22 protein-coding genes and 2 tRNA genes are annotated in these 24,939 nt (G+C 67.8%); 15 read left to right on the plus strand and 9 right to left on the minus strand.

Features of this window, described 5'->3' with window-relative positions; genetic code table 11:
- The first annotated feature begins 235 nt into the window (after positions 1-235).
- From der to ASE35_RS05185, 5 genes are all read left to right on the plus strand, one after another.
- A complete protein-coding gene (der, locus tag ASE35_RS05165) occupies positions 236-1,636 on the plus strand; it encodes a ribosome biogenesis GTPase Der (protein WP_057163132.1) in 1,401 nt (466 codons plus the stop codon).
- A gap of 350 nt (positions 1,637-1,986) precedes the next feature.
- The gene (locus ASE35_RS05170; RefSeq protein ID WP_057163133.1) at positions 1,987-2,592 is read left to right on the plus strand and encodes an NTP transferase domain-containing protein; all 606 of its coding nucleotides are present in this window, start codon (positions 1,987-1,989) and stop codon (positions 2,590-2,592) included.
- Positions 2,593-2,600: 8 nt separating this feature from the next.
- On the plus strand, positions 2,601-3,815 hold the full coding sequence (gene glp / locus ASE35_RS05175; RefSeq protein WP_057163428.1) for a gephyrin-like molybdotransferase Glp: 1,215 nt from the start codon (positions 2,601-2,603) through the stop codon (positions 3,813-3,815).
- 64 nt (positions 3,816-3,879) lie between these two features.
- Positions 3,880-5,007 (plus strand): molybdopterin-synthase adenylyltransferase MoeB, encoded by a 1,128-nt coding sequence (gene moeB, locus ASE35_RS05180; RefSeq protein WP_057163134.1) that lies wholly within the window; start codon positions 3,880-3,882, stop codon positions 5,005-5,007.
- 76 nt (positions 5,008-5,083) lie between these two features.
- Positions 5,084-6,097, plus strand: a complete 1,014-nt coding sequence (locus ASE35_RS05185; RefSeq protein ID WP_162259020.1) for a DUF2272 domain-containing protein — start codon at positions 5,084-5,086, stop codon at positions 6,095-6,097.
- Here the strand turns inward: ASE35_RS05185 and ASE35_RS05190 are convergent.
- From ASE35_RS05190 to ASE35_RS05200, 4 genes are all read right to left on the minus strand, one after another.
- Complete coding sequence (locus ASE35_RS05190) at positions 6,094-6,897, minus strand: alpha/beta fold hydrolase (protein ID WP_057163136.1); 804 nt, start codon at positions 6,895-6,897, stop codon at positions 6,094-6,096. The genes ASE35_RS05185 and ASE35_RS05190 overlap by 4 nt on opposite strands.
- 162 nt (positions 6,898-7,059) lie before the next feature.
- Positions 7,060-8,115 (minus strand): DUF4062 domain-containing protein, encoded by a 1,056-nt coding sequence (locus tag ASE35_RS20595; RefSeq protein WP_157489265.1) that lies wholly within the window; start codon positions 8,113-8,115, stop codon positions 7,060-7,062.
- A gap of 64 nt (positions 8,116-8,179) precedes the next feature.
- Entirely contained in the window at positions 8,180-9,247 is a 1,068-nt protein-coding gene (locus tag ASE35_RS05195) for a beta-eliminating lyase-related protein (protein ID WP_200956989.1), read from the minus strand.
- Positions 9,244-9,555 (minus strand): DUF1244 domain-containing protein, encoded by a 312-nt coding sequence (locus ASE35_RS05200; RefSeq protein ID WP_056174666.1) that lies wholly within the window; start codon positions 9,553-9,555, stop codon positions 9,244-9,246. Before ASE35_RS05200 ends, ASE35_RS05195 begins: the two co-directional genes overlap by 4 nt.
- 69 nt (positions 9,556-9,624) lie before the next feature.
- On the opposite strand from ASE35_RS05200, the gene folD reads away from it, so the two are divergent.
- From folD to guaA, 3 genes are all read left to right on the plus strand, one after another.
- Positions 9,625-10,500: a bifunctional methylenetetrahydrofolate dehydrogenase/methenyltetrahydrofolate cyclohydrolase FolD gene (gene folD / locus ASE35_RS05205; RefSeq protein ID WP_056174668.1), complete on the plus strand. Its 876-nt coding sequence runs from the start codon at positions 9,625-9,627 to the stop codon at positions 10,498-10,500.
- Positions 10,501-10,747: 247 nt separating this feature from the next.
- Positions 10,748-12,205, plus strand: coding sequence for an IMP dehydrogenase (guaB, locus tag ASE35_RS05210; protein ID WP_056174670.1), 1,458 nt, complete (start codon positions 10,748-10,750; stop codon positions 12,203-12,205).
- Positions 12,206-12,319: 114 nt separating this feature from the next.
- Complete coding sequence (gene guaA / locus ASE35_RS05215) at positions 12,320-13,888, plus strand: glutamine-hydrolyzing GMP synthase (RefSeq protein ID WP_056174672.1); 1,569 nt, start codon at positions 12,320-12,322, stop codon at positions 13,886-13,888.
- Positions 13,889-14,141: 253 nt separating this feature from the next.
- Here guaA and ASE35_RS05220 read toward each other — a convergent pair whose 3' ends face one another.
- On the minus strand, positions 14,142-15,680 hold the full coding sequence (locus tag ASE35_RS05220) for an MFS transporter (protein WP_057163137.1): 1,539 nt from the start codon (positions 15,678-15,680) through the stop codon (positions 14,142-14,144).
- A gap of 287 nt (positions 15,681-15,967) precedes the next feature.
- On the opposite strand from ASE35_RS05220, the gene ASE35_RS05225 reads away from it, so the two are divergent.
- Both ASE35_RS05225 and tadA read left to right on the plus strand, forming a co-directional pair.
- Positions 15,968-16,849 (plus strand): LysR family transcriptional regulator, encoded by an 882-nt coding sequence (locus ASE35_RS05225; protein ID WP_056174676.1) that lies wholly within the window; start codon positions 15,968-15,970, stop codon positions 16,847-16,849.
- A gap of 127 nt (positions 16,850-16,976) precedes the next feature.
- On the plus strand, positions 16,977-17,456 hold the full coding sequence (tadA, locus tag ASE35_RS05230; protein WP_255357124.1) for a tRNA adenosine(34) deaminase TadA: 480 nt from the start codon (positions 16,977-16,979) through the stop codon (positions 17,454-17,456).
- A 169-nt stretch (positions 17,457-17,625) separates the two neighbouring features.
- On the opposite strand, the gene ASE35_RS05235 is transcribed toward tadA, so the two are convergent.
- Both ASE35_RS05235 and ASE35_RS05240 read right to left on the minus strand, forming a co-directional pair.
- A complete protein-coding gene (locus ASE35_RS05235; protein WP_057163138.1) occupies positions 17,626-18,111 on the minus strand; it encodes a DUF2721 domain-containing protein in 486 nt (161 codons plus the stop codon).
- Between the two features lie 69 nt (positions 18,112-18,180).
- A complete protein-coding gene (locus ASE35_RS05240; RefSeq protein ID WP_056174680.1) occupies positions 18,181-18,666 on the minus strand; it encodes a DUF2721 domain-containing protein in 486 nt (161 codons plus the stop codon).
- A gap of 78 nt (positions 18,667-18,744) precedes the next feature.
- Here ASE35_RS05240 and orn point away from each other — a divergent pair, with 78 nt between their 5' ends.
- Positions 18,745-19,311, plus strand: a complete 567-nt coding sequence (orn, locus tag ASE35_RS05245; RefSeq protein WP_057163139.1) for an oligoribonuclease — start codon at positions 18,745-18,747, stop codon at positions 19,309-19,311.
- 379 nt (positions 19,312-19,690) lie between these two features.
- On the opposite strand, the gene ASE35_RS05250 is transcribed toward orn, so the two are convergent.
- Positions 19,691-20,635 (minus strand): mechanosensitive ion channel domain-containing protein, encoded by a 945-nt coding sequence (locus ASE35_RS05250; protein WP_056174684.1) that lies wholly within the window; start codon positions 20,633-20,635, stop codon positions 19,691-19,693.
- A gap of 4 nt (positions 20,636-20,639) precedes the next feature.
- The gene (gene ppsA / locus ASE35_RS05255) at positions 20,640-23,015 is read right to left on the minus strand and encodes a phosphoenolpyruvate synthase (RefSeq protein WP_057163140.1); all 2,376 of its coding nucleotides are present in this window, start codon (positions 23,013-23,015) and stop codon (positions 20,640-20,642) included.
- Between the two features lie 131 nt (positions 23,016-23,146).
- Between ppsA and ASE35_RS05260 the strand changes: the two genes are divergently transcribed.
- The 4 genes from ASE35_RS05260 to ASE35_RS05275 all read left to right on the plus strand — a co-directional run bounded on the left by ASE35_RS05260 (position 23,147) and on the right by ASE35_RS05275 (position 24,886).
- On the plus strand, positions 23,147-23,968 hold the full coding sequence (locus ASE35_RS05260) for a pyruvate, water dikinase regulatory protein (RefSeq protein WP_057159277.1): 822 nt from the start codon (positions 23,147-23,149) through the stop codon (positions 23,966-23,968).
- Between the two features lie 131 nt (positions 23,969-24,099).
- Positions 24,100-24,633, plus strand: a complete 534-nt coding sequence (locus ASE35_RS05265) for a DUF1249 domain-containing protein (RefSeq protein WP_057163141.1) — start codon at positions 24,100-24,102, stop codon at positions 24,631-24,633.
- A gap of 45 nt (positions 24,634-24,678) precedes the next feature.
- Positions 24,679-24,754: transfer RNA gene (locus ASE35_RS05270), tRNA-Ala, on the plus strand.
- Between the two features lie 56 nt (positions 24,755-24,810).
- Positions 24,811-24,886, plus strand: a tRNA-Glu gene (locus tag ASE35_RS05275).
- Positions 24,887-24,939: the final 53 nt, after the last annotated feature.

Below are 24,939 nucleotides of genomic sequence, written 5' to 3' on the forward strand. Positions count from 1 at the left end.
TTTGCGCCGTTCGGCTCGACCCACCGTCAGGTAGGGCCCGGGCGGCGTATGCCGCTCCGGGCCGTTCGTTTGTGGCCTTTAAGCGCGCCCTTTACCAGCGCGGCAAAACGCCGGGGCGGCCGCTCTGGCACTATGTACCGCTATGCCCCTCGGAAATCCGGCCGCGAGCCCCTGGGCTCCGCGCTTGTGCTTTTCCGAATCCCGAATCCCGATTCCCAAATCCCGGCTCTAAATCATGCTTCCGTTAGTTGCCCTCGTTGGCCGCCCCAACGTCGGAAAATCCACCTTGTTCAACGCGCTCACGCGCAGCCGCGATGCGCTGGTCCACGACCAGCCCGGCGTCACGCGCGACCGTCACTACGGCGTCTGCCGCCCCGAGGGCCTGCGCCCGTTCGCGGTGGTCGACACCGGCGGCATCGCCGGCGAGGACGAAGGACTGGCCGGCGCGACCGCGCGCCAGGCCCGCGCCGCCGCCGAGGAGGCCGACCTGGTGCTGTTCATCGTCGATGGCCGCGAAGGCGCCTCGGCCCTGGACGACGACATCCTCAAGTGGTTGCGCAGGGCCGCGCGTCCGACCTTGCTGGTGGTCAACAAGACCGACGGCATCGACGTCCAGGCCGCGCTCAACGATTTCGCCCGTTACGGCTTCAGCGACCGCGTCGCGGTGTCCTCGGCGCATCGCCAGGGCATCGACCGCCTGCTCGAGGAAGTGCTGGCCAAGCTGCCGGAAGAGGGCACCCAGGCCGAGCTCGACAGCGACCCCTCGCGCATCCGCGTGGCCTTCATCGGCCGCCCCAACGTGGGCAAGTCGACCCTGGTCAATCGCCTGCTCGGCGAAGAACGCATGATCGCCTCCGAAGTGCCGGGCACCACCCGCGATTCGGTCGCCATCGACATGGAACGCGACGGCCGCCTGTACCGGCTGATCGACACCGCCGGCCTGCGCCGCAAGTCGCGCGTCGAGGAAGCGGTGGAGAAGTTCTCCATCATCAAGACCCTGCAGGCGATCGAGCAGTGCCAGGTCGCGGTGGTGATGCTGGACGCGGGCGAGGGCGTGACCGACCAGGACGCCAGCGTGCTCGGTTACGCGCTGGACGCCGGCCGCGCGCTGGTGGTGGCGGTCAACAAGTGGGACGGCCAGACCGACTATCAGCGCCAGCAGACCGAAAACCTGTTGGTGCGCAAGCTCGCCTTCGTAGACTGGGCCGAAGCGGTGCGCATCAGCGCCAAGCATGGCTCCGGCCTGCGCGAGCTGTTCAAGGCCGTGCACCGCGCCCACGACTCGGCGACCCGCGAGTTCGCCACCGCCGAGGTCACCAAGGCGCTGGAAATCGCCTACGAGACCAATCCGCCGCCGGTGGTGCGCGGTCACGTCGCCAAGCTGCGCTACGCCCACCCGGCGGCCAGCAATCCGCCCACCTTCGTCGTCCACGGCACGCGCCTGCGCACCCTGGCCGACAGCTACAAGCGCTACCTGGAAAACTTCTTCCGCAAGCGCTTCAAGCTGGTCGGCACGCCGGTGCGCTTCATCTTCAAGGAAGGCACCAACCCTTACGAGGGCAAGAAGAACGTGCTGACCGAGAAGCAGGTGGCGAAGAAGCGGCGCTTGATCCGGCATGTGAAGCGCGGGAAGTGAGGCGGGCGCGCAGGTGTTGCGCGCTCGACTGAGATAGCTCGTAGTAGCGTAGATACCCGCTCCTCAGCGTCGTCATTCCCGCGAAAGCGGGCTCCGCTTCACTTCGGCGGAGCCGAACATCCAGTGGCTTTAGCGCCATGCAGCGATGATCGTCGTTAGTTCCCTAGCAGCGTCTAATTCCATGGCTGTTCTTTGCCACTACTCGACATCTTGTAGCGCTCGCTAAAGTCACTGGATGTTCGGCTCCGCCGAAGTGAAGCGGAGCCCGCCTTCGCGGGAATGACGAGCAAAAGCGCGCGGTGCTTGCGGGCTTGCACTGCTAGTTCGTCTTCGGAGTCGATCCCAAGCCAATGCGAGCGCAGCCTGCCAACGTTATCGCCCCCTCCGACCTAACCCTAGGCCTCCTAGCCGGTGGCCGCGCCACTCGCCTCGGCGGCCTCGACAAGGCCTGGCTAGAACGCGACGGCGTGCCGCAAGTCCTGTATCTCACCCAGCGCTACGCAGCCCAAACCAGCGCGACCCTGATCAGCGCCAACCGCGACCTCGACCGCTATACCGCCCACGGCCTGCGCGCCGTCCCCGACCCGCATCCCGACCTGGGCCCGCTGGGCGGCCTGGAAGCGCTGGCCGCGGCCACCGCCACGCCCTGGTTGTTCACACTGCCGGTCGATGCCTTGAACCCGCCCGACGATCTGCTCGCGCGCCTCGCGGCCGCCGGCCCGCACGGCGCCTGCGCGATCGACGACGACGGCCTGCAACCCTTGTTCGCGCTCTGGCACGTGGACAGCCTGCGCCCGACGCTGCGCGAGGCGCTCGCGCAGGGCCGCCTCGCGGTGCAGCGGCTGCAGACCGATCTGGGCATGGCGCGCGTGCGCTGCGATGGCCTACGCTTCGGCAACCTCAACACGCACGACGATCTGGCCGCGGCCGGGATCGTCGCGCCCGCACGCGATTGATCGAAGCCATGCATGAGTTCCCGACCGGTCTGAGCTACGACGAAGCGCTGGCCATCGTCGCCGAGGTCGCGGCCACGCACCGCCTCGACACCGAAAGCCTGGCCCTGCCGCGCTGCCACGGCCGCGTGCTGGCTCAGGACGTGGACGCGCCGCTGGCGTTGCCGCCGTTCGACAACAGCGCGATGGATGGTTACGCCTTCCGCCATGCCGATCTGGCCGGGCAGGGCGACGGCCTGCGTCTGGCCGGCGAGCAGTTTGCGGGCGCCGCGCTCGCGCCGGCGCTGGACGCGGGCCAGTGCCTGCGCATCACCACCGGCGCAGCGTTGCCGGCGGGCGCCGACACGGTCGCGATCAAGGAAAACGTGCGGCTCGACGGCGAGCGCGTGCGCATCCCGGCCGACACAGTCCCTGGCGCCAACGTGCGCTACGCCGGCGAAGACGTGCGTGTGGGCGACCGTGTGCTGCACGCGGGCCAGGCGCTGACGCCGGCGCGGGTGTCGCTGGCTGCCTCGCTGGGGCTGCCCTCGCTGCGCGTGGCGCGGCGCCCGACCGTGGCGGTGTTCACCACCGGCGACGAACTGGTCGAACCCGGACTGCCGCTGGGACCGGGTCAGATCCACGACAGCAATCGCGACCTGCTGATGGGCTTGCTGCGCGCCGACGGCCTGGAGCCCACCGCCTGGCCGCGCCTGCCCGACGATCCGCGCCAGGTCGAGATCGCGCTGCGCGACGCCGCCTGCGCCTTCGACCTGATCCTGACCTGCGGCGCGGTCTCGGCCGGCGAAAAGGACCATGTGCCGGCCGTGCTGGCGCAGTTTGGGCGTACCCATTTCTGGAAGGTGCGCATGAAGCCAGGCATGCCGCTGCTGTTCGGCAGCCTGGACCAGGCCCGCTTCCTCGGCCTGCCGGGCAATCCGGTCTCGGTGATGGCGACCTATCTGACCTTCGGACGCGCGCTGATCGACGGCCTGCAAGGCCGCAGCGAGCCGCGCCCGCGCTGGCGCGCGCGCCTCGCCGATGCGGTCGACAAGACCCACCCGCGCCGCGAGTTCATCCGCGCGCGCCTGTCCGCGGGCGAGGACGGCAGCCTGTACGCCGATCCCAATCCCGCCACCGGCTCGCACCGCCTGCGCGCGGCCGCCGATTCCAATGCCCTGATCGTGATCGGCGAAGGCCCGCAACGCCTGGCCGCCGGCGCGGTGGTCGAGGTGCTGCCGTATTGATGCGCGCAACGCTGCGTCGCCGCCCGCGCCGCACAGCGCCACCGCGAAGGCGGATAATCGCGGCATGAGCATCGAACGCATCACCCCGGCCGAAGCCTTGCGCCGGCAACGCGCGGGCGCGGTATTGATCGACGTGCGCGAAGCCCACGAACGCGCCGCCGGCCGCGCCGAGCACGCGCTGGGCGTGGCCCGCACCGAGCTGGAAACCGACCCCGCCGCCAGCGTCGCCGACCGCGACGCCGAGGTCCTGCTGATCTGTCAGTCCGGCGCGCGTTCGCTGCTGGCCGCGCAGGCGCTGCTAGAGGCCGGTTACACGCGCGTCGCCTCGGTCGACGGCGGCACCGCGCGTTGGATAGCCGAGGGCCTGCCGCTGGCGCCGCCGGATGCGCAGGCCGATTTCTACGACCGCTATTCGCGCCACCTGCGTCTGCCGGAAGTGGGCGAGGACGGGCAGCGCCGTCTGCTGGCCGCGCGCGTGGCCATGGTCGGCGCGGGCGGCCTGGGTTCGCCGGCCGCGTATTACCTGGCCGCGGCGGGCATCGGCACGCTGGTGCTCGCCGACGACGACCATGTCGATCGCAGCAACCTGCAGCGCCAGATCCTGCACACCGAAGCGCGCGTCGGCACCCCCAAGGTCGATTCCGCGCGGATCGCGCTGACCGCCTTGAATCCGCACATCGAGGTGATCGCGTTCCCCGAGCGCATCGATTCGGGCAACGTCGAGCGCCTGATCGCCGACGCCGATGTGGTCATCGACGGCGCCGACAATTTCCCGGTGCGCTATCTGCTCAACGACGCCTGCGTGAAGCTGGGCAAGCCGCTGATCTACGGCGCCGTGCATCGCTTCGAAGGCCAGACCAGCGTGTTCGACGCCGGCCGCCAACGCGGCCAGGCGCCGTGCTACCGCTGCCTGTTCCCGGAGCCGCCGCCGCCGGAAGCCGCGCCCAACTGCGCCGAGGCCGGCGTGCTCGGCGTGCTGCCAGGGGTGATCGGCCTGTTGCAGGCGACCGAGGCGATCAAGCTGATCCTGGGCTTGGGCGAACCGCTGCGCGGACGCCTGCTGCATTTCGACGCGCTGGGCATGCGCTTTCGCGAAACCCGCCTGCGTCCCGATCCGGGCTGCGCGGTGTGCGCGCCGGGCCTGGCCTTCCCGGGTTACATCGACTACGCCGCGTTCTGCGCCGCGCATTGAGCGCGGCGATGTGAAAACGGCCGACACACGGACTGTGCGACGTTCGCTCCATCGGGGATAGCCGATGGAGCGGAGCATGCTGGCAGGGTGGGCGACGATAGCGCTGTGGCTGGCCATGGCCCTGATACCCGCGCACGCCAGCGGCGTCTGCGTTCCCACCGCCGGGCCCGACAGCTACGCCAACCGCATCGCCGCGATCGCCTGCCAGGAGAACGCGCTGTGGTTCGGCGCCTTCATCGACGGCGACGGCCGCCTGGCCAGCACCACCGTCGCCGAAGCCGAGACCTCGCGCCTGCGCGACGCCAGCACCCCGGCCTGGCGCCGCGTCGCCGACTATTGGAAGGGCAGCGGCCTGCTGTGGCAGATGAGCAGTTTCGCCGGCGCCAGCGAATGCGGCTATTCGCCGGCCGCCGATCCGGTCCAGATGCGCGTCGCCAACGCCTCCTGCCGCGCCTTCCTGATCGACAACCCCTGGTCGGCGGTGTTCGTGTCCTACGTGATGAACCGCGCCGGCGTGCCCAACTTCCGCGCCTCGGCCAGCCACATCGATTACGTACGCGACGCCTACCTGCATCCCGATAGCAGCCCGTACACCTTCGCCGATCCCGACACCACCGCGCCCGCGCTGGGCGATCTGCTGTGCTTCGTGCGCGCCTCGTCCACGCCGTTCGGGTACGCGGGCCTCAAGGCCTTCCTCGATCGCGACCAGGGCGCCTTGAACATGCACTGCGATATCGCCGCCAGCATCGACGGCGGCAAGCTCTATCTGATCGGCGGCAACGTGCTGCAGAGCGTGACCCTGCGCGAGCTCAACCTCAATGCGGGCGGCCTGCTGTGGGCCTTGCCGCGCCGCGACGGCGCGCCCGCGGACTGCCGCCCCGGTCACGAGCAGGGCTGCAGTTTCAATCGCCAGGACTGGGCCGTGCTGCTCAAGCTCAAGACCATGGTGCCGACCACGCCGGCGCCGACCCTGACGCCGGTGCGCAATTGCTGCGAGGTCTGCCCGCTGCCTATTCCCGACGGCATGCAGCGCTGCCCGATCGCACCGGCTGCGTCGCCGCTGCCGGAAGCGCCCGCGCCGGCGAACTAGCGCGCCGCGTCCGCCACCGCGAAGAACTCGCGCAAGGCCTGCTCGAACGCCGGCTGCTCGCCGATGCTGCTGTGGTCGGCATAGGACAGCGCGACCACTTTGGGCGGTGTCGCCAGCGCCGCGATCAGGCGGTCGGTGTTGCCGGCCGGGATCACTTGGTCGAGGCCCGCGCGCAGCACCAGGGTCGGTCCGCGATAGCCCGCCAGCCAGCGCGCCGAGTCGAAACGGTCGCGCACCAGCCAGCCCACCGGCAGCAGCGGATAATGCGACTGCGCGACCGCGGCCAGGCTGTCGAACGGGGTCACCAGGGCCAGCCGCGCCACCGGCCGCTGCGAGGCGACGTGGCTGGCCACGCCGCTGCCCAGGCTGCAACCGATCACGTCGATGGGCTGGCCCGGATGCGCGGCGCGCACGCGGTCGTAGAAGCTCAGCGCGTCGCCGAACAAGGCCGCCTCGCTGGGCTGGCCGTCGCTGGCGCCGAAGCCGCGGTAGGCGAGCAGATAGACGCTGCGATCGGGGAACAAACGTGCGAGCTGGTCGCGGCGCGCCTCGATGCGCTCGGCGTTGCCGCCGAAGTAGAGCAGGGGGCGCGGCGCGTCCGGGTTCACCGCCCAGCCGCGCAACTGCACGCCCTCGCGTTCCAGCACGAAATCGGTGCTGGCCGGATCGACGCGCGTGTACTGGCCGTAATAGATCAGATCGCGCTGCTTGGCGTACATCAGGCCGCAGATGCCGGCGTAGACCACCGCCGGCAACCCCAACATCGCCATCAAGGCATGCCGCGAGACTTTGAGCGCCATCGTCTCCCCCTGGCCGATACCGCGGTTGCGAACGGTTACGACTATGACCAACGTCGAACGCGTCTGGCAACGGGCGTCCGATGGGCCAACCTAATGGAGCATGCACAGGCTACCGTTGAACACACCTGGCGCAGGGGTGTCAGCCCAGAAAACTTACGTAGTCTATTTGACCGGCAAAGAAAGCTGAGGATTAGTCTTCTTTAAAGCTTGAACACTTAGCAGGCGGGCCTCACCTATGGTGCTAAGTTTCCAGTAAGTTTTTCGGTCCGCGACAGCCCTCCGTTTTGTCCCGGGAATCATCTGGCCTAAAGCACGCAACTGCACTTTAATCTGGTCAATGGTAAGGTGGGTTACAATAACATCAGAGAAGCTCATTTCAGAGCCTGGTAGCGCGATTTCAAGTGCGTGATAAAAGCATAAATGAATCTTTTCAATCAGCTCTTCGTTACTGCACTCCGCCAGTAACGTTGGCCCGACATAAGCCAGTACCTCATCCCATGTAACCGTGACTTCGTGCCAACTGGTATCGCCACTGTGTCTGTAGGCCACGCTAGCTGCAAATTCATCATCCCCCCCTGCGATACCTTCCAGTGACTGAGTGGTTTCAGCCGATGCTATTTTTGCCAGCTCCGCTTCGAGCTCCAAGATTCGAGCTTTATATGCAGCTAATTCCAGTCTCGTTCCTTCATCAGCAGCAAAAGCCCCGGGCACCCAGCCATCTGAAGGATGGTTCTTTCGCAGAGAAACCATAGCGCGAGAAACTTTGCTGCCCAGGTCTTCGGGTGTTGCCCAATACTTGCAGTGGTGATTTCCCTCAATTTTCGATCTGAATTTCGATAGACGCTCGCGCGCAGTTTGGTCGGTGTCGCATTTTCCGGCTGAAATTTTGCTGGGATCGGAGTGCAAGAAAGAAATTATTGGCTTTCCACTCGCGACGGCATAGTCATACTCTTTTTCTGTGTAACTCAATCCGCTGCTATCCATTGAGCCATATCTGCCTGCGACTACTAAGCAGTAGTAGTCGGAGTCATCTATCACATGCTTAATGAGCTCCCAGGCTGCCTCATTGGTGGCCGGAAACATTTCCATTCCAGCCGGGAAGCAGTCAAGCTCAAGCAGCGCCTGTATTATCTCACTCCTCTCTTCTGTCAGGTCCGAGAATGTGGATGAAATAAAAACTTGATGCCTTCTTTCCATGCTTCCCCCCAGAAAATTCACGTCCGTTTATTTTTGTAGTCAGTCCGACTCGCTTGCTTTGTATCACTCATCGCGGATGGGTGCGCTACACGCCCTCGAGGGCGGCCAGTTGCCCTTGCGTGGTCGCGTAACTAGTCACAAAGCGCAGGAAACGCTGCTCGGCGGCGATCGCGAAACCCTCGGGCAGGCCGCAGCTGGACCAACCCGCGCAGACGATGCCGGCCTCGCGCCAACGCGCGTCCAGCGCCGCCGGTACCACCGCGAACACCTCGTTGGCCTGGGTCGGCCAGGGCAGGCGCACGCCGGGCACGGCGGCCAGCGCCGCGGCCAGGCGCGCCGCCATCGCATTGGCGTGCAGGGCGTTGTCGCGCCAATGCCCGTCCTGCAGATAGGCGGCCATCTGCGCGCCGAGCAGGCGGCTCTTGGACAGGGTGTGACCGGCGCGCTTGCGCTGGAACGGCAGCGACGCGGCCAGCGCCGGATCGAACATCAGCACCGCCTCGCAGGCCAGCGCGCCGTTCTTGGTCGCGCCGAACGTGATCGCGTCGAAGCCGGCCTGCCAGCTCATCGCCGCGGCGCTGCAGTCCAGCGCCACCATCGCGTTGGCGTAGCGCGAGCCGTCCAGGTGGCAGCGCAGGCCGTGCTGGCGCGCCAGCGCGGTCAGCGCCTGCAGCTCGTCCAGGCTGTACAGCGTGCCGGCCTCGGTGACCTGCGACAGCGACAGCGCCGCCGGCTGCACGCTGCGCGCGACGCCGGGGCTCAGGCGGGCTAGGGCGTCGGTCAGGCCGGCGGGGGTGATCTTGCCGGCCACGCCGGGTATGCCGATCAGCTTGGCGCCGCCGCTGTAGAACTCGGGCGCGCCGCACTCGTCTTCGAGGATGTGGCTTTCGGCGTGGCATAGCACCGCGCCCCAGGGCGGACACAGCGCGGCCAGCGCCAACGCGTTGGCGGCGGTGCCGGTGGCGGTCAGGCAAACCTGTAGCGGTCGCTCGAACAGTTCGGCCAGCGCGGCCTCGGCCTGGGCGCAGTAGCGGTCGGCGCCGTAGGAGGGTTCGGCGTCGGCGTTGGCGCGCACGATCGCATCCAGCACCTGGGCGCTGGCGCCGACCACGTTGTCGCTGGCCAGATTGATACGGGAGGCGGCCCCGGTCATCGCGGATGCGCGCGCTGCGCGGCCTCGAACGCGGCCAACTGCTCCGGGGTGGCCTCGGCCTGGTGCTGCGCCTTCCATTGCGCGAAGGGCTGGCCATAGACCGCCTCGCGCGCTTCGTCGCGGGTCATGCCGATGCCGCGCGACTCGGCGGCCTCGCGGTACCAGTCGGCCAGGCAGTTGCGGCAGAAGCCGGCCAGGATCATCAGATCGATGTTCTGCACGTCCGGGCGGTCCTGCATCAGGTGCTGGCGCAGGCGCCGGAACGCGGCGGCCTCGATGGCAAGGGTGTCGTGATCGATTTCGTTCATGGCGGCTCGGTTGGTGCGTCGTGAATGGGGGATAATGCGCGGCCCAGAACCCGACGCCAATCCCGCCTCATGACGTCCGCTCCGACCCCGGCCCGCATCCTCGACGGCAAACGCATCGCCGAGGACTTGCTCGACAATCTCAAGGCCCGGGTCGACGCACGCGTGGCGGCCGGCCTGTCGCGCCCCGGCCTGGCCGTGGTCCTGGTCGGCAACGACCCGGCCTCCAGCGTCTACGTCAAGAACAAGCGCCGCGCCGCGCAGAAGGTCGGCATTCGCGCGATCGACTACGACCTGCCGGCCAGTACCAGCGACGCCGAGCTGCTGGCCCTGGTCGACCGCCTCAACGCCGATCCCGAGGTTCACGGCATCCTGGTCCAGCTGCCGCTGCCGGACCGCCGCGACGGCACCGCCCTGATCCACCGCATCGACCCGCGCAAGGACGTCGACGGCTTCCACCCCGAGAACGTCGGCCACCTCGCGCTGCGCCAGTTCGGCCTGCGCCCGTGCACCCCGCGCGGCATCACCACGCTGCTGGGCTATACCGACCGCCCGGTGCGCGGGCAGAGCGCCACCATCGTCGGCGTCAGCAACCACGTTGGCCGGCCGATGGCGCTGGAGCTGCTGATCGCCGGTTGCACCGTCACCAGTTGCCATAAATTCACCCCGCCCGAGGTGCTGGAAGCCTCGGTGCGCGGCGCCGACATCCTGGTGGTGGCCGCCGGCCGCCCGGGCCTGATTCCGGGCGAGTGGGTCAAGCCTGGCGCGGTGGTCATCGATGTCGGCATCAACCGCCTCGACGACGGCCGCCTGGTCGGCGATATCGGCTTCGAGGCCGCCGCCCAGCGCGCCAGCTGGATCACCCCGGTCCCCGGCGGCGTCGGCCCGATGACGGTCGCCACGCTGATGCAGAACACCCTGGAAGCGGCCGAGGCTTCCGACACCTAAGCTTCGCGGCTTCGGGGTAGGAGCGGCGTAAGCCGCGACCACGAAGCTACGGCCACCTGCGCGGGTCGCGGCTCACGCCGCTCATACCCCTAGGCCGGCACCGAACCCGCATCTGGTGGCCCGGGCCCGGGGCGCACCCAGCCCTAGTGGCGCATCCGCCCGCGGAACGCCGAATTCCACCCGTCGCCCCAGCGCCGCGGCTGCGATTCGGGTTACAATGGCTCGCTTCATCCTCCCGGGACCGCCCATGCTGCGCATCCAGGCTGAAGCGCTTACTTACGACGATGTGTCTCTCGTCCCCGCGCATTCGAATGTCCTGCCTAAGGACGTAAACCTCTCCACGCGCCTGACCCGCGACTTGTCGATACGCCTGCCGATTTTGTCGGCGGCCATGGACACCGTCAGCGAGGCCCGTCTCGCGATCGCGCTGGCCCAGCTGGGCGGCATCAGCATCCTGCACAAGAACATGAGCCTGGAAGCCCAGGCCGCGCAGGTCGCCAAGGTCAAGAAGTTCGAGGCCGGGGTGATCCGCGAACCGTTCACCGTGGGGCCGGCGACCACCATCGGCGAAGTGCTCAAGCTGACCCGCGCGCGCAACATCTCCGGCGTGCCGGTGGTCGACGGCGGCCAGTTGGTCGGCATCGTCACCAGCCGCGACATGCGTTTCGAGACCAAGCTGGACGATCCGGTCCGTCACATCATGACCAAGCGCGATCGCCTGGTCACAGTGCACGAAGGCGCCAGCGACGAGGAAGTGCTGCAGCTGCTGCACAAGCACCGCATCGAAAAGATCCTGGTGGTCAACGACGGTTTCGAGCTACGCGGCCTGATCACGGTCAAGGACATCCAGAAGAAATCCGACAACCCCAACGCCGCCAAGGACAGCGCCGAGCGCTTGCTGGTCGGCGCCGCGGTCGGCGTCGGCGGCGACACCGAAGCGCGCGTGGAAGCGCTGGCCATGGCCGGCGTGGACGTGATCGTGGTCGATACCGCGCACGGCCATTCGCAGGGCGTGCTGGAGCGGGTGCGCTGGGTCAAGAAGAACTTCCCGCAGTTGCAGGTGATCGGCGGCAACATCGTCACCGGCGACGCCGCGCTGGCGCTGATGGATCATGGCGCCGACGCGGTCAAGGTCGGCGTGGGCCCCGGTTCGATCTGCACCACGCGCGTGGTCGCCGGCGTCGGCGTCCCGCAGGTCACCGCGGTGGCGATGGTGGCCGAAGCCTTGCAAGACCGCATCCCGCTGATCGCCGACGGCGGCATCCGCTATTCCGGCGACATCGGCAAGGCGCTGGTCGCGGGCGCGTCCACGGTGATGGTCGGCGGCCTGTTCGCCGGCACCGAGGAAGCGCCGGGCGAGATCGAGCTGTTCCAGGGCCGCAGCTACAAGAGCTATCGCGGCATGGGCAGCCTGGGCGCGATGGAGCAGGGCTCCAAGGACCGTTATTTCCAGGATGCTTCCGACGCCGACAAGCTGGTGCCCGAAGGCATCGAAGGCCGCGTACCGTACCGCGGCTCGCTCGGCGGCGTGGTCCACCAGCTCGCCGGCGGCCTGCGCGCCACCATGGGCTACGTGGGCTGCGCGACGATCGAGGAGATGCGCAAGAACCCCAGCTTCGTGCGCATCACCAACGCCGGCGCCCGCGAAAGCCACGTGCACGACGTCCAGATCACCAAGGAACCGCCGAACTATCGCGCCGGCTAAGCCGGCGCGCGGGATTGGGGATTCGGGATTCGAGATTCGGCGAAGCCGGTCCGTTCCCATCCCAGCGTTCCGCTTTGACGAATCCCGAATCCCCATTCCCGAATCCCGGCTCTCATGACTGACATCCACAGCGACAAGATCCTGATCCTCGACTTCGGCGCGCAGTACACGCAGTTGATCGCCCGCCGCATCCGCGAGATCGGCGTGTATTGCGAGATCTGGGCCTGGGACCACGACCCGGCCGAGATCGCCGCGTTCGGCGCCAAGGGCATCATCCTGTCCGGTGGCCCCGAATCGACCACCGAAGCCGGCGCGCCCAGCGCGCCGCAGCAGGTGTTCGACGCCGGCCTGCCGATCCTGGGCATCTGCTACGGCATGCAGACCATGGCCAAGCAGCTCGGCGGCGACACCGAAGCGGCCGACCAGCGCGAGTTCGGCCATGCCGAAGTGCAACTGGTCGCGCACGACCGCCTGTTCGACGGCCTCAAGGACCATCCGGGTTCGCCGCCGCGTCTGGATGTGTGGATGAGCCACGGCGACCACGTCTCCAAGGCCCCGGACGGCTTCGTCGTCACCGCCAAGACCGACCGCATCCCGGTCGCCGCTTTCGCCGACGACGCGCGCCGCTGGTACGGCGTGCAGTTCCACCCCGAAGTCACCCACACCAAGCAGGGCCAGACCCTGCTGCGCCGCTTCGTGGTCGACATCTGCGGCTGCCAGACCCTGTGGGACGCGGCCCACATCATCGAGGACCAGATCGAGCGCGTACGCGCCCAGGTCGGCAGCGACGAGGTCATCCTCGGCCTGTCCGGCGGCGTCGATTCCTCGGTGGTGGCGGCGCTGCTGCACAAGGCCATCGGCGACCAGCTCACCTGCGTGTTCGTCGACACCGGCCTGCTGCGCTACAACGAAGGCGACCAGGTGATGGCGATGTTCGCCGAGCACATGGGCGTCAAGGTGGTGCGGGTGAACGCCGCCGACCGCTATTTCGAGCGCCTGGCCGGCGTCAGCGACCCGGAAGCCAAGCGCAAGATCATCGGCAACCTGTTCGTCGAGATCTTCGACGAGGAATCGCACAAGCTCGCCAACGCCAAATGGCTGGCGCAAGGCACGATCTACCCCGACGTGATCGAGTCGGCCGGCAGCAAGACCGGCAAGGCCCACGTCATCAAGAGCCACCACAACGTCGGCGGCCTGCCCGAGAACATGAAGCTGGGCCTGGTCGAGCCGCTGCGCGAGCTGTTCAAGGACGAGGTGCGGCGCCTGGGCGTCGAACTCGGCCTGCCGCGCGAGATGGTCTACCGCCATCCGTTCCCGGGCCCCGGCCTGGGCGTGCGCATCCTGGGCGAAGTAAAGCGCGAGTACGCCGATCTGCTGGCCAAGGCCGACCACATCTACATCGACGAACTGCGCAAGGCCGGCCTGTACGACAAGACCAGCCAGGCCTTCGCGGTGTTCCTGCCGGTGAAGTCGGTGGGCGTGGTCGGCGACGCGCGCGCCTACGAATGGGTGATCGCGCTGCGCGCGGTCGAGACCATCGACTTCATGACCGCGCACTGGGCGCACCTGCCTTACGACTTCTTGGGTACGGTTTCCAACCGTATTATCAATGAGTTGCGCGGTGTTTCTCGTGTCGTTTACGACATCAGCGGTAAGCCGCCGGCGACGATCGAGTGGGAATAGCCCACCTGCTTGCGAGCCACTGGCTCGCAGGTGGGCTATTGACCGGCCATGGATGGCCGGGCCGGACCCGCCGCAGCTGAAGTGTCGCGCCATGGACGGCAGCCGCGTCTTCGCGAGCCACTGGCTCGCAGCTCGACTACTGACCGGCCATGAACGGCCGGGTCGGACCCGCCGAAGCTGAAGTGTCGCGCCATGGACGGCAGCCGCGTGGCTGCTGGGCGCTAGCGCTTCCCCGCTAGCCGCACGGAGCCAGCTAGACAGTCGCCAGCTCGCTGCGTTTCGCCGGCCCGAACACCAGCAAGCTCAGCGCCGCGAGCACGCACACCCCCACGCCGCCGAACCACAGCACCCAGCCGAAGCCGTGCACCAGCGCGGCGTGCCCGACGGCTTCGATCGCCGCGGGCGACAGCTCGCCCGAGGTTCCCGCCGGCAACGCGGCCGCATGGCCGGCCGCGATCCGCTGCGCCATCGCTTGCAACTGCGCGGCGTCGACCGTAGCGGGCAGCTCCTGGCGGAGGTGCGACGCGATGCCCGCCAGCAGCAGGAAGCCCATCAGCGCGATGTTGATCGCCAGCGTGATCAGGCGCGCGCTCATGTCGATGCCCGAGGCCATGCCGGCGCGGTCGCTCGATACCGCGCCGGTCGCGGTGTTGGTGACCGGCGTATTGGTCAGGCCCAGGCCGATGCCGGAGAGCAGGGCGCCCGGCAGCATGCTCAGCCAGCTCGGCTGCGCGACCGCGCTGCCGTAACGCATCGCCACGAAGCCCAGGCCGATCGCGAACAAGCCGCTGGGAATGACCAGCCCCGGGCGATAGCGCAAGGCCAGGCGTTCGGCCAGCGGCGGCACCACCAGGGTCGGCAAGGTGTAGGCCAACAAGGCCAGGCCGGTGGCGACCGCGTCGTAGCCCAGCGCGCCCTGGAAGTAGATCGGCAGGTAGATCATGAACGGCCAGAAGCTGAAGTTCATGCCGACCGAGCCGATCAGCGCGCCGGAAAAGTCGCGCGACTTGAACACCGAAAAGTCGAACATCGGGTGCGGCGCTAAGCGTTCGACGACGCAAAAAGCGACGAAGGCCGCGAGCGTCGCCGCGACGATGCCGATGCCGGCGGGACTGGCGTAGCCCAGTTCCGGCCCCTGGGTGATGTAGTAGGTCAGGCCCAGCACGGACAGCGACAGGGTGAGGATGCCGGGCACGTCCAGCCGCTGCGCCTGGGTGTCGCGCGACTCCACGATGCCGGCCACGGCCAGGGACATGGTCAGCAGGCTTAGCGGCGCATGCACCAGGAACACCCACTGCCAGTTCGACAGCGCCACGATCGCGCCGCCGATGATCGGGCCGAAACCCAGGCCGACGCCGAACACGATGCCCCAGACGGCGAAGGCCTTGCTGCGCTCCGGGCCGGGCCGGAACTGATGCGAGAGCACGGCGGTCTGGCAGATCAGCATCGTGCCCGCGCTCATGCCCTGCAGGAAGCGCGCGACGATCAACACCTGGGCGTCCCACGCCAGTCCGCAGATCAACGAGGTCAGGCCGAACAGCAGCAGGCTGATGAGCAGGACGCGCTTACGGCCGTAGCGATCGGCGAGGGTGCCGGCGGCCATCAGCACCGTGGTGCAGGCGATGGTGTAGGCATTCATGATCCACTGCATGTCGTTGAAGTCGCCATGCAGCAGCGTCTCCAGGGTCGGCAGGATCACCGGCACGCTGGAAATTTCCAGGCCGAACATCAAGGCCGACAGGGACACGGCGGCCAGCGCGATCGCGTTCTTGCCGGTGGCGGATGAACTCATGCGTAGGTTCTCGATAGTGAGGCGGGCACGCGGCCGCGTCGCGGATATCGCGGCCGGACCCATCGGGTAGGGGAGGAAGAAACCGCCGCAGCGTGCGGCGTAGACGGCGCGCGGCTGACGAGTCCGGCACATCGGTCCGCGTTCGGCGCGGCCCGCCGGGCGCCGCTGTCGCTGGCCTGAAGGCGCCTGCAGGCCGGTCGACGCAGGCCATTCTCGGCCCAGCGATTTCATGATGGAAATGATTTAATTTTGTAGTATTAATTAATTCACATCATGGATGTCCGGCCGTGGACTTCGACCCGACCCTGTTGCGCGCCTTCGTCGCCGTCAAACACTGCGGAGGATTCACCCGCGCGGCGCAGCGCCTGCACCTGACCCAGTCCGCGGTCAGCCATCAGATACGCCGCCTCGAAGAACACGTCGGCCGGCCGCTGCTGCATCGCACGACGCGCAGCCTGACCCTGACCGAGGACGGCGAAGACTTCCTGCGCTACGCCGAGCAGATCCTGGAGTCGCTGGATGCGTTGAGCCGGCGTTTCCTGCCGTCGCCGGTGTCGGGCATCGTGCGCTTCGGCGTGCCGGAGAACTTCATGGGCGAACGCCTGCCGACCCTGCTGTGCCAGTTCGCGCGCGGCTATCCGGCGGTGCGAATGGACGTGAGCGTGGGCATGAACTTCGACCTGCACAGCATGATCGACGCCGACGATCTCGATCTGGCGGTGGTGATTTCCGTGCCCAAGCACGAGCGCGGCACCGTGCTGCGGCGCACGCGCCTGGTCTGGATCGCCGCGGACGGCTTCGACCCCGCGCCCGGCGCTTCCTTGCCGCTCGCGTTCTATCCGCCGCCTTGTGTCTATCGGCGCGAGAGCCTGGCCGCGCTCGGCCGCACCGACGTCGAATGGCATGTGATCTTCACCTCGCCCAGCCATCAGGGCCTGCGCGCGGCCGTGCTCGCCGGGCTGGCGGTGACCGCGCTGACGGTGGACGACCTGGAGCCGGGCATGAAGATCGTCGACGGCATGTACGGTCTGCCGTCGTTGCCGAAGGCGGATTTCGCCCTGATCTGCGGCGCCGGCGGCAAGACCCCGGCCGCGCTGGAGTTCGGCCGCTTGATCCTGGACATGCCCGAGCCGTCGATCGCCGCAAAACGGGCGAACGCGAGAGCCTGAGACCCGCAACGGCGCCCTGCACCGAGGCACGCAGGCTCGCGCCTCGAAACCCGCGAGCTGCGGCCGCAACGGTGCGCGCCCGGCGCGGCTCGGGGATAATCGCGGTTTGCGCGTACGGGATGCCTTGGTGAGCGAGCAGGACGACATCGACGAACGCTGGATGCGCCACGCCCTGGCCTTGGCCGAGCGCGCCGAACGCGAGCACGACGAGATCCCGGTCGGCGCGGTGCTGGTCTCGGCCGCGGGCGAGGTCCTGGGAGAGGGCGGCAACCGCAACATCGGCGACCGCGATCCCAGCGCCCACGCCGAGATCGTGGCGATGCGCGAGGCCGGCCGCCGTCTCGACAACCACCGCCTGATCGGCACCACCCTGTACGTGACCCTGGAGCCCTGCGCGATGTGCGCGATGGCGATGGTGCATGCGCGCGTCGCCCGGGTGGTCTACGGCGCCAGCGACCCCAAGACCGGTGCCGCCGGCAGCGTGTTCGACCTGCTCGCCGACCCGCGCCACAACCACCGCGTCGAAGTCCGCGGCGGCGTGCTGGGCGAGGAAGCCGGCAGCCGCCTGACCGCGTACTTTCGGCGCAAGCGCGGCAAGACCGACTGAGCCACACTCGCTTTGGGGTAGGAGCGGCGTGAGCCGCGACCGCCATGCCCCGCCCACGGTGCTACTGCGATTCCGTCGCCGCGCGATCGCGTGCGTATCCGGCCTGCGCCGTAATTCAATCGACGCGGTCGCGGCTCACGCCGCTCCTACCCCAAGGCAGGGCGCCGCCTCACTCCACCGGCAGCTTGCGCCCGTCGCGGTCGAACTCGCGCTTGAGCTCGGCGTCCAGCATGGTCACGCTCATGCGCGCCTCGCGGCCCAGGTTGATCGAGGCCGCCAGCACCAGCAGCACGCCCAACATGGCCAACCCGGTCGGCACGCCGCGCAGGCGGTAGTCGCTGAACTGGTCGATGCCGATCGACAGGCTGGTGGCCACGAACGCGCTCATTGCCGCGTACAGCAACTGCAGGCAGGTCAGGATCAGCCGGACCCGGCGCCGGTGCTGGATAATGCGCGCCTCCAGATAGGCGCGCGCATCGTCGTTGGTGGTCTCTTCGAGCTGCTTGAGCTGCTGGCGCATGCGGTCGACCACGCGCGCCAGGCGGTTGTTCGACGACACCAGCAGCGACGCGGTCGCGGTCAGGAAGAACGCCGGCGTGATCATCGCCGAGACCACGGCGTAGTGGCCGGTGGTCAGGTTCAGCACATCGCTCATGGGCGCGGTTTCCGACGGCAAGGTCCCGTTGGGACGACCCGCCTATGATGCCGCCAGACGCGTCGTTCGTCAGTCGCCGTCGCGCGGGCGCCGGACCTTGGCGCGGCGGTGGCCGTGGTCCATTTCCTCGTTCACCGCTTCCACCGCCAGCGAGGACTCCAGCGCCAACAGCACGCTGGCGGCGAACATCGCCAGCACGCCGAACACCGCCAGGATGGTCGGCAGCGAGGCCAGGCGGTAGCCCAGGTAGGCGTCGCCGGCGACGGTCAGGCTGGTGCCGACGAAGAAGCTGATCGCGGTGTACAGCAGCTGGCTGCCGCGCAGGATGATCTTGCTGCGGCGCTTCTGGCGGGTGATGTGGCGTTCCAGCATCTCGCGCTCTTCCTCGTCCTCGCTCTCGGCCAGTTCCTTCAACAGCACGCGCGCGCGGTCGATCACGCGCGCCAGGCGGTTGTTGGCCGACAGCAGCAGCGAGGCGGTCGCGGTCAGGAAAAACGCGGGCGCCAGCATCGCAGTCAGGATCGCGTAATGGGCGTAGGCGGCGGTCTGCGACATCGGCCGGGAGAGCGGGGAGGGGAGGTGGGCTATGATGCCCCGAACGGACGCATCACGGCGAGGACACGACAGGGGCCCATGACAGCGAAGAACGGCAACGACCACCGACTGATCTGGATCGACCTGGAGATGACCGGGCTCGACACCGACAACGACGCCATCCTGGAGATCGCGACCGTCGTCACCGACGCCCAGTTGCAGGTGCTGGCCGAAGGGCCGGAACTGGCGATCCACCAGCCGCTGGAACGGCTGATGGCCATGGACGAGTGGAACCGCAACCAGCACAGCAAGTCCGGCCTGTGGCAGCGCTCGCTGGACCAGGGCGTGAGCCTGGAAGAGGCCGAGGACCGCACCCTGGCCTTCCTGGCGCAGTGGGTGGCGCAGAACGCCTCGCCGATGTGCGGCAACTCGATCTGCCAGGACCGCCGCTTTCTGCACCGCCAGATGCCGCGCCTGGAGAAGTACTTCCACTACCGCAACCTCGACGTCAGCACCGTCAAGGAACTCGCGCGCCGCTGGGCCCCGGAGGTGCTGGCCGGCGTCGGCAAGGATGCCAAGCACACCGCCCTGAGCGACGTGCACGACTCCATCGCCGAACTGCGCCATTACCGCGCCTCGATGGGCAAGCTGGGCGGCCTGGGCTGAGCCTCCTAGCTCAACGCAACACGTCGCGCGGAGCCGCCCGCAAGCCCCTGTAGGAGCGGCGCAAGCCGCGACCACGCCCTTACGGCCACCCGCGCAGGTCGCGGCTCACGCCGCTCCTACCCCAAAGCAGCGCACATGTGTCGCCATCCGCAGACCCGCCCGCTTCCGCTTCCTGTGGGAGCGACGTAAGTCGCGATTGCGAATCTCCGGCCACCCGCGCAGGTCGCGGCTCACGCCACTCCTACCCCAAAGCAGCGCACAGAGGCCCACAGGCCGGCACACGAGCCGCTCTTGTAGAAGCAGCGTAAGCCGCGACGCTATTGCGCGCCGTCATCGTTGCCAGGATTCAGGCTCACGCCGCTCCCGCAACGGCGCCCGCTCAGGTCTTCGGCTTGCCCGCAGGCCGCGCCACGTCGCCATCATCGGCGACCGCCTTCACCAGCACGTCCGACAACGGCCGGCCGTCGGCATCGTGGTGGTACACGTGCAGATCGCGCTGCGGATACGGAATGCTCAGCCCGCGCCCGATGATGTCGTTGCGCACCGCTTCGTTGAGATCGCTGCGCGTGCGCAGCACGTCCGCCGTCTTGGCCCAGACCCGCAGCTCCAGATTGACGCTGCTCTCGCCCAGCGCCACCACCAACACCTCCGGCGCGGGCTCCTTCAACACCTTCGGATGCGCGGCCGCGGCGCCCAGCAGGGTCTCGCGCGCCTGCTGCAGATCGTCGTCGTAGCCCACGCCCACCGCGATGTCGATGCGGCGGCGCGGATTGGCGGTGAAGTTCACGATCGGCGCGGTGGTGATGAGGCTGTTGGGCAGCACCACGGTGCGGTTGTCGATGGTGCGCAGACGGGTCTGGAACACCCGGATTTGGTCCACCGTGCCCTCGACGCCTGCGGCCTGCACGTAGTCGCCCACGCGGAACGGGCGCTGCATGATCAGCATCACGCCCGAGGCGATATTGGACAGCGAATCCTTCAGCGCCAGGCCGATCGCCAGGCCGGCTGCGCCCAGCACCGCCAGCACCGAGGCCGGCGACACGCCCAGGGTGAACAGCGCCGAGGTGGTGACCACGACCACCATGCCGGCGTAGGCGATGTTGCGCAGGAAGCCGCGCAGGGTGGCTTCCATGTGGCCGCGCGCCATGGCCCGGTCCAGGGCGTTGGACAGGCGCTTGGCCAGCCAGATCCCGATCAGCAGGACCAGCAGCGCGCCGATCAGCTTGAGCCCGGCGGCCTGCGCCATGCCCAGCCAATCGAAGCCCTTGAGCTCCGCCAGCGACGCCGGGACCTCGACCTGCACCGGCGGGACTTTCGCCGTCACCGCCTCAGCCCGCCTTGGCCTTCGCCAGGCGCAGCCAGGTGTCGACCACGGTATCGGGGTTCAGCGACACCGACTCGATGCCCTGTTCCATCAGCCACACCGCCAGATCGGGGTGATCGCTGGGGCCCTGGCCGCAGATGCCGACGTACTTGCCCTTGGCGCGCGCGGCCGAGATCGCCATCGCCAGCAGCTTCTTCACCGCCGGGTCGCGTTCGTCGAACAGCTTGGCCACGATCGCCGAGTCGCGATCCAGGCCCAGGGTCAGCTGAGTCAGGTCGTTGGAGCCGATCGAGAAGCCGTCGAAGATGTCCAGGAACTCGTCGGCGAGCAGCGCGTTGGACGGCACCTCGCACATCATGATGATCTTCAGGCCGTTCTGGCCCTGCTTGAGGCCGTTCTTCTCCAGCACCTCGACCACGCGCCGGCCTTCGTCCAGGGTGCGCACGAACGGGATCATGACCCAGCAATTGGTCAGCCCCATCTGCTCGCGCACCTTCAGCACCGCCTGGCATTCCAGCGCGAACGCGTCGGAGAAGGACGGATCGACGTAACGGCTGGCGCCGCGGAAGCCGATCATCGGGTTCTCTTCGTGCGGCTCGTAGCGCGAGCCGCCGATCAGGTTGGCGTATTCGTTGGACTTGAAGTCCGACAGGCGCACGATCACCGGATGCGGCGCGAACGAAGCGGTGATGGTGGCGATGCCCTCGGCCAGGCGATCGACGTAGAACTGCACCGGATCGTCGCCGTAACCGGCGATCTTCTCGTCGATCTTCTTCTTGGTCGCCGCGTCCTGCTGCGCGTATTCCAGCAGCGCCTTGGGATGGATGCCGATGTGGCTGGCGATGATCATCTCCAGGCGCGCCAGGCCGACGCCGGCGTTGGGCAGCATGGCGAAGTCGAACGCGCGCTCCGGGTTGGCGACGTTCATCATCACCTTGAGCGGCGCCGGCGGCATCTTGTCCAGGTCGGCGACGTGGCGCTCGAAGGGCAGGGCGCCGTCGTAGATGAAGCCGGTGTCGCCCTCGGCGCAGCTGACCGTGATGGTCTCGCCGTCCTTGATCGTCTCCAGCGCGTTGCCGGTACCGACCACGGCCGGCACGCCCAGCTCGCGGGCGATGATCGCCGCGTGGCAGGTGCGGCCGCCGCGGTTGGTCACGATCGCGGCCGAACGCTTCATCACCGGCTCCCAATCGGGATCGGTCATGTCCGCCACCAGCACGTCGCCGGGCTGCACGCGGGCCATGTCGTCCAGGCTGCGCACCACGCGCGCCACGCCGCTGCCGATCTTCTGGCCGATGGCGCGACCCTCGGCGATCACCGGGCCGCGGGCGCCGAGCTGGTAGCGCTCGATCTGGGTGGCCTTGCCGCGCGATTTCACCGTTTCCGGGCGCGCCTGAACGATGAACAGCTTGCCGCTGACGCCGTCCTTGGCCCACTCGATGTCCATCGGGCGGCCGTAGTGCGTTTCGATCACCAGCGCCTGCTTGGCCAGCTCGTGCACGTCGGCATCGTCGATCGAGAAGCGATTGCGCAGCTCGGCCGGGGTGTCCTCGGTGCGCACGCGCTCGCCGGGCTGGTCGGAATAGACCATGCGCAGCTGCTTGGCGCCGATCGAGCGGCGCAGGATCGCCGGCTTGCCCTGGCTCAGGGTGGGCTTGTAGACGTAGAACTCGTCCGGATTGACCGCGCCCTGGACCACCATCTCGCCCAGGCCGTAGCTGGAGGTGATGAAGACCACATCGCGGAAGCCCGATTCGGTGTCCAGGGTGAACAGCACGCCGGAGGAACCGACGTTGGAGCGCACCATCAGCTGCACGCCGGCGGACAGGAACACGTCCTCGTGCTTGAAACCGTGGTGGACGCGGTAGGCGATGGCGCGGTCGTTGTAGAGGCTGGCGAAGACCTCCTTGACCTTGCGGACCACGTCGTCCTCGCCGGTCACGTTCAGGAAAGTCTCCTGCTGGCCGGCGAAGGAGGCGTCGGGCAGGTCCTCGGCGGTGGCCGAGGAGCGCACCGCCACCGCCACGTCGCCGCCGCCGTTCTCGGCGCAGAGCTGGCGATAGGCGGTGCGGATGTCCTGATCCAGGGCCGGCTGCAGCGGGGCGTCGATGACCCAGCCGCGGATCTCGCCGCCGGCCGCGGTCAGGGCCGGCACGTCCTCCACGTCCAGCGTGGCCAGGCGGTCGAAAATGCGCTGGTGCAGGTCGTTATGGGCGATGAAGTCCTTGAACGCCTCGGCCGTGGTGGCATAGCCGCCCGGGACCGAGACCCCCAGATTGGCGAGGTTGCCGATCATCTCGCCGAGGGAGGAATTCTTGCCGCCTACGCGGGCCAGATCGTTGAGGCGCAGCGCGTGCAGCCAGAGGATATTCTCGTTCAAGGCACACTGTCTCCGAGGGGGGCGCGCGTGGGGGCGCGGCCAAGCGGATATGATCGCCGCTGCGTCGGGCGCATACAAGCTTGATCCGACGGGCTTTTTCGTATTGGAACGCGGTTTTGGAGGGGTGGGCGATGGCGGGAACACGGCCGGTTTTCTACGTTTCGGACGGCACCGGCATCACCGCCGAGACCATAGGCCATAGCCTGCTGACCCAATTCACCGAGACCCGCTTCGTCACCGACCGCATCCCGTTCGTGGACAGCGTCGAGCGCGCGCGCGAGGTCGGGGCCAAGATCCGCGAGGCCGCGGAAGTCCATGGCGTGCGCCCGATCGTGATCAATTCCTGCATGGACGGCGACGTGGGCGCGGCCCTGGCCGAGAGCGGGGCGCTGATGCTGGACGTATTCGCGCCCTTCATCGAGCCGCTGGAGCGCGAACTGGGCGAGGGGCGCCAGCGCCGCATCGGCCAGGCCCACGGCATCGCCGATTTCGAGACCTACCATCGCCGCATCAACGCGATGAATTTCGCCCTGACCCACGACGACGGCCAGAGCATCGATTACGCCGAGGCCGATCTGATCCTGGTGGCGGTGTCGCGGGCGGGCAAAACGCCCACCTGCGTTTACCTGGCGTTGCACTACGGCGTACGCGCAGCCAACTATCCGCTGACCGAGGAAGACCTTGAGCACGACCGCCTGCCGCCGCGCCTGCGCCCATACCGCAACAAGCTGTTCGGCCTGACCATCGACCCGATCCGCCTGCAGCAGATCCGCCAGGAACGCCGCCCCAACTCGCGCTACGCCCAGCTGGACACCTGCAAGCGCGAAGTCGCCGCGGCCGAGATGATGTTCCGCGCCGAGCGCATTCCGACCCTGAGCACGACCCATACCTCGATCGAGGAAATCTCGAGCAAGGTGCTGACGACGTTGGGAATCCACCGCGAGATGTTCTAAGCGCCGGCGGCGCCTGGCGGCGGCGTTTTCGCCAGCGCCACCAATGATGCGGTAGGAACCCTTAACTTAGGCCTCCGCGACAGGTCCGTCAACGCTGCCGCGAAGCGGTTTGCGCGTGTAGCATCGCTCGCATGACATCGCTTTCCGCCCGCTCCGCACGCATCCCGCGACTGACCCGTTTCGGTTGGCTGATGGGCCTGTACGCCGAGAACCACCGCCGCCTCACGCGCCTGTTCGCGCCCGCCGACCTGGCCGTCGGCACCTACCGGTCCTCGATCGGGGACGGCCTGGATCTGCAGCTGGACGTGATCGAGCAGCACCGCTACACCACCGAGCTGCGCATGACCTATGCGTTGCTGGATCCGCTCACCGGCGAGCCCGATCCCTCGGCCTGGCTGCGCCTGTACAACGACGCCCACCAACTGGAAGCCACCCATTGCTATGTCGGGCGCCGCTGGCAGGACGTGATCGGCATGTATCCGCCGCCGGCGGAGCTGATCGGCCACCGCATGCGCATGAACACTTTTCTAGGAAAGTGGCTCGAGTATCTAGCCGAACGCGGTCATGGCATGGCAACATTGCGCCCGGTCGAGATTCACCCGCCCGGAACACCCCTCAACGAGGGTCCCGGCGGGGCGGCAAAAAAATTAGCGATGAATGCTTGACGACATCGCTGAACGCCCGCTAGAATTTTCGTCTTTCCAGCACGTGGGGCCATAGCTCAGCTGGGAGAGCGCTACAATGGCATTGTAGAGGTCGCCGGTTCGATCCCGGCTGGCTCCACCACTCTTCGAACACTGTGAAAGGGTTTCGACGAGTTAGCTGCAAGAACAATCAGTTTTGTCCCCATCGTCTAGAGGCCTAGGACATTACCCTTTCACGGTAGCGACCGGGGTTCGAATCCCCGTGGGGACGCCAAGTAAAAAGCACTTAGGGCTCGGGAAACCGGGCCCTAAGTGTTTTTGGCGTTC

Origin of the sequence: Lysobacter sp. Root916 (assembly GCF_001429785.1) — a bacterium.
Classification (GTDB): domain Bacteria; phylum Pseudomonadota; class Gammaproteobacteria; order Xanthomonadales; family Xanthomonadaceae; genus Lysobacter.

What these genes read in the sequence shown, in the direction of transcription:
- ASE35_RS05195 (WP_200956989.1), bottom strand. Translation starts at nt 9,247, where the DNA reads ATGACCGGGGCCGCCTCCCGTATCAATCTGGCCAGCGACAACGTGGTC.
- ASE35_RS05190 (WP_057163136.1), bottom strand. Translation starts at nt 6,897, where the DNA reads ATGGCGCTCAAAGTCTCGCGGCATGCCTTGATGGCGATGTTGGGGTTG.
- guaA (WP_056174672.1), top strand. Translation starts at nt 12,320, where the DNA reads ATGACTGACATCCACAGCGACAAGATCCTGATCCTCGACTTCGGCGCG.
- ASE35_RS05265 (WP_057163141.1), top strand. Translation starts at nt 24,100, where the DNA reads ATGACATCGCTTTCCGCCCGCTCCGCACGCATCCCGCGACTGACCCGT.
- der (WP_057163132.1), top strand. Translation starts at nt 236, where the DNA reads ATGCTTCCGTTAGTTGCCCTCGTTGGCCGCCCCAACGTCGGAAAATCC.
- ASE35_RS05240 (WP_056174680.1), bottom strand. Translation starts at nt 18,666, where the DNA reads ATGTCGCAGACCGCCGCCTACGCCCATTACGCGATCCTGACTGCGATG.
- orn (WP_057163139.1), top strand. Translation starts at nt 18,745, where the DNA reads ATGACAGCGAAGAACGGCAACGACCACCGACTGATCTGGATCGACCTG.
- ASE35_RS05170 (WP_057163133.1), top strand. Translation starts at nt 1,987, where the DNA reads ATGCGAGCGCAGCCTGCCAACGTTATCGCCCCCTCCGACCTAACCCTA.
- moeB (WP_057163134.1), top strand. Translation starts at nt 3,880, where the DNA reads ATGAGCATCGAACGCATCACCCCGGCCGAAGCCTTGCGCCGGCAACGC.
- ASE35_RS05185 (WP_162259020.1), top strand. Translation starts at nt 5,084, where the DNA reads ATGCTGGCAGGGTGGGCGACGATAGCGCTGTGGCTGGCCATGGCCCTG.
- ASE35_RS05220 (WP_057163137.1), bottom strand. Translation starts at nt 15,680, where the DNA reads ATGAGTTCATCCGCCACCGGCAAGAACGCGATCGCGCTGGCCGCCGTG.
- guaB (WP_056174670.1), top strand. Translation starts at nt 10,748, where the DNA reads ATGCTGCGCATCCAGGCTGAAGCGCTTACTTACGACGATGTGTCTCTC.
- ASE35_RS05200 (WP_056174666.1), bottom strand. Translation starts at nt 9,555, where the DNA reads ATGAACGAAATCGATCACGACACCCTTGCCATCGAGGCCGCCGCGTTC.
- folD (WP_056174668.1), top strand. Translation starts at nt 9,625, where the DNA reads ATGACGTCCGCTCCGACCCCGGCCCGCATCCTCGACGGCAAACGCATC.
- ASE35_RS05235 (WP_057163138.1), bottom strand. Translation starts at nt 18,111, where the DNA reads ATGAGCGATGTGCTGAACCTGACCACCGGCCACTACGCCGTGGTCTCG.
- ASE35_RS05260 (WP_057159277.1), top strand. Translation starts at nt 23,147, where the DNA reads ATGGCGGGAACACGGCCGGTTTTCTACGTTTCGGACGGCACCGGCATC.
- glp (WP_057163428.1), top strand. Translation starts at nt 2,601, where the DNA reads ATGCATGAGTTCCCGACCGGTCTGAGCTACGACGAAGCGCTGGCCATC.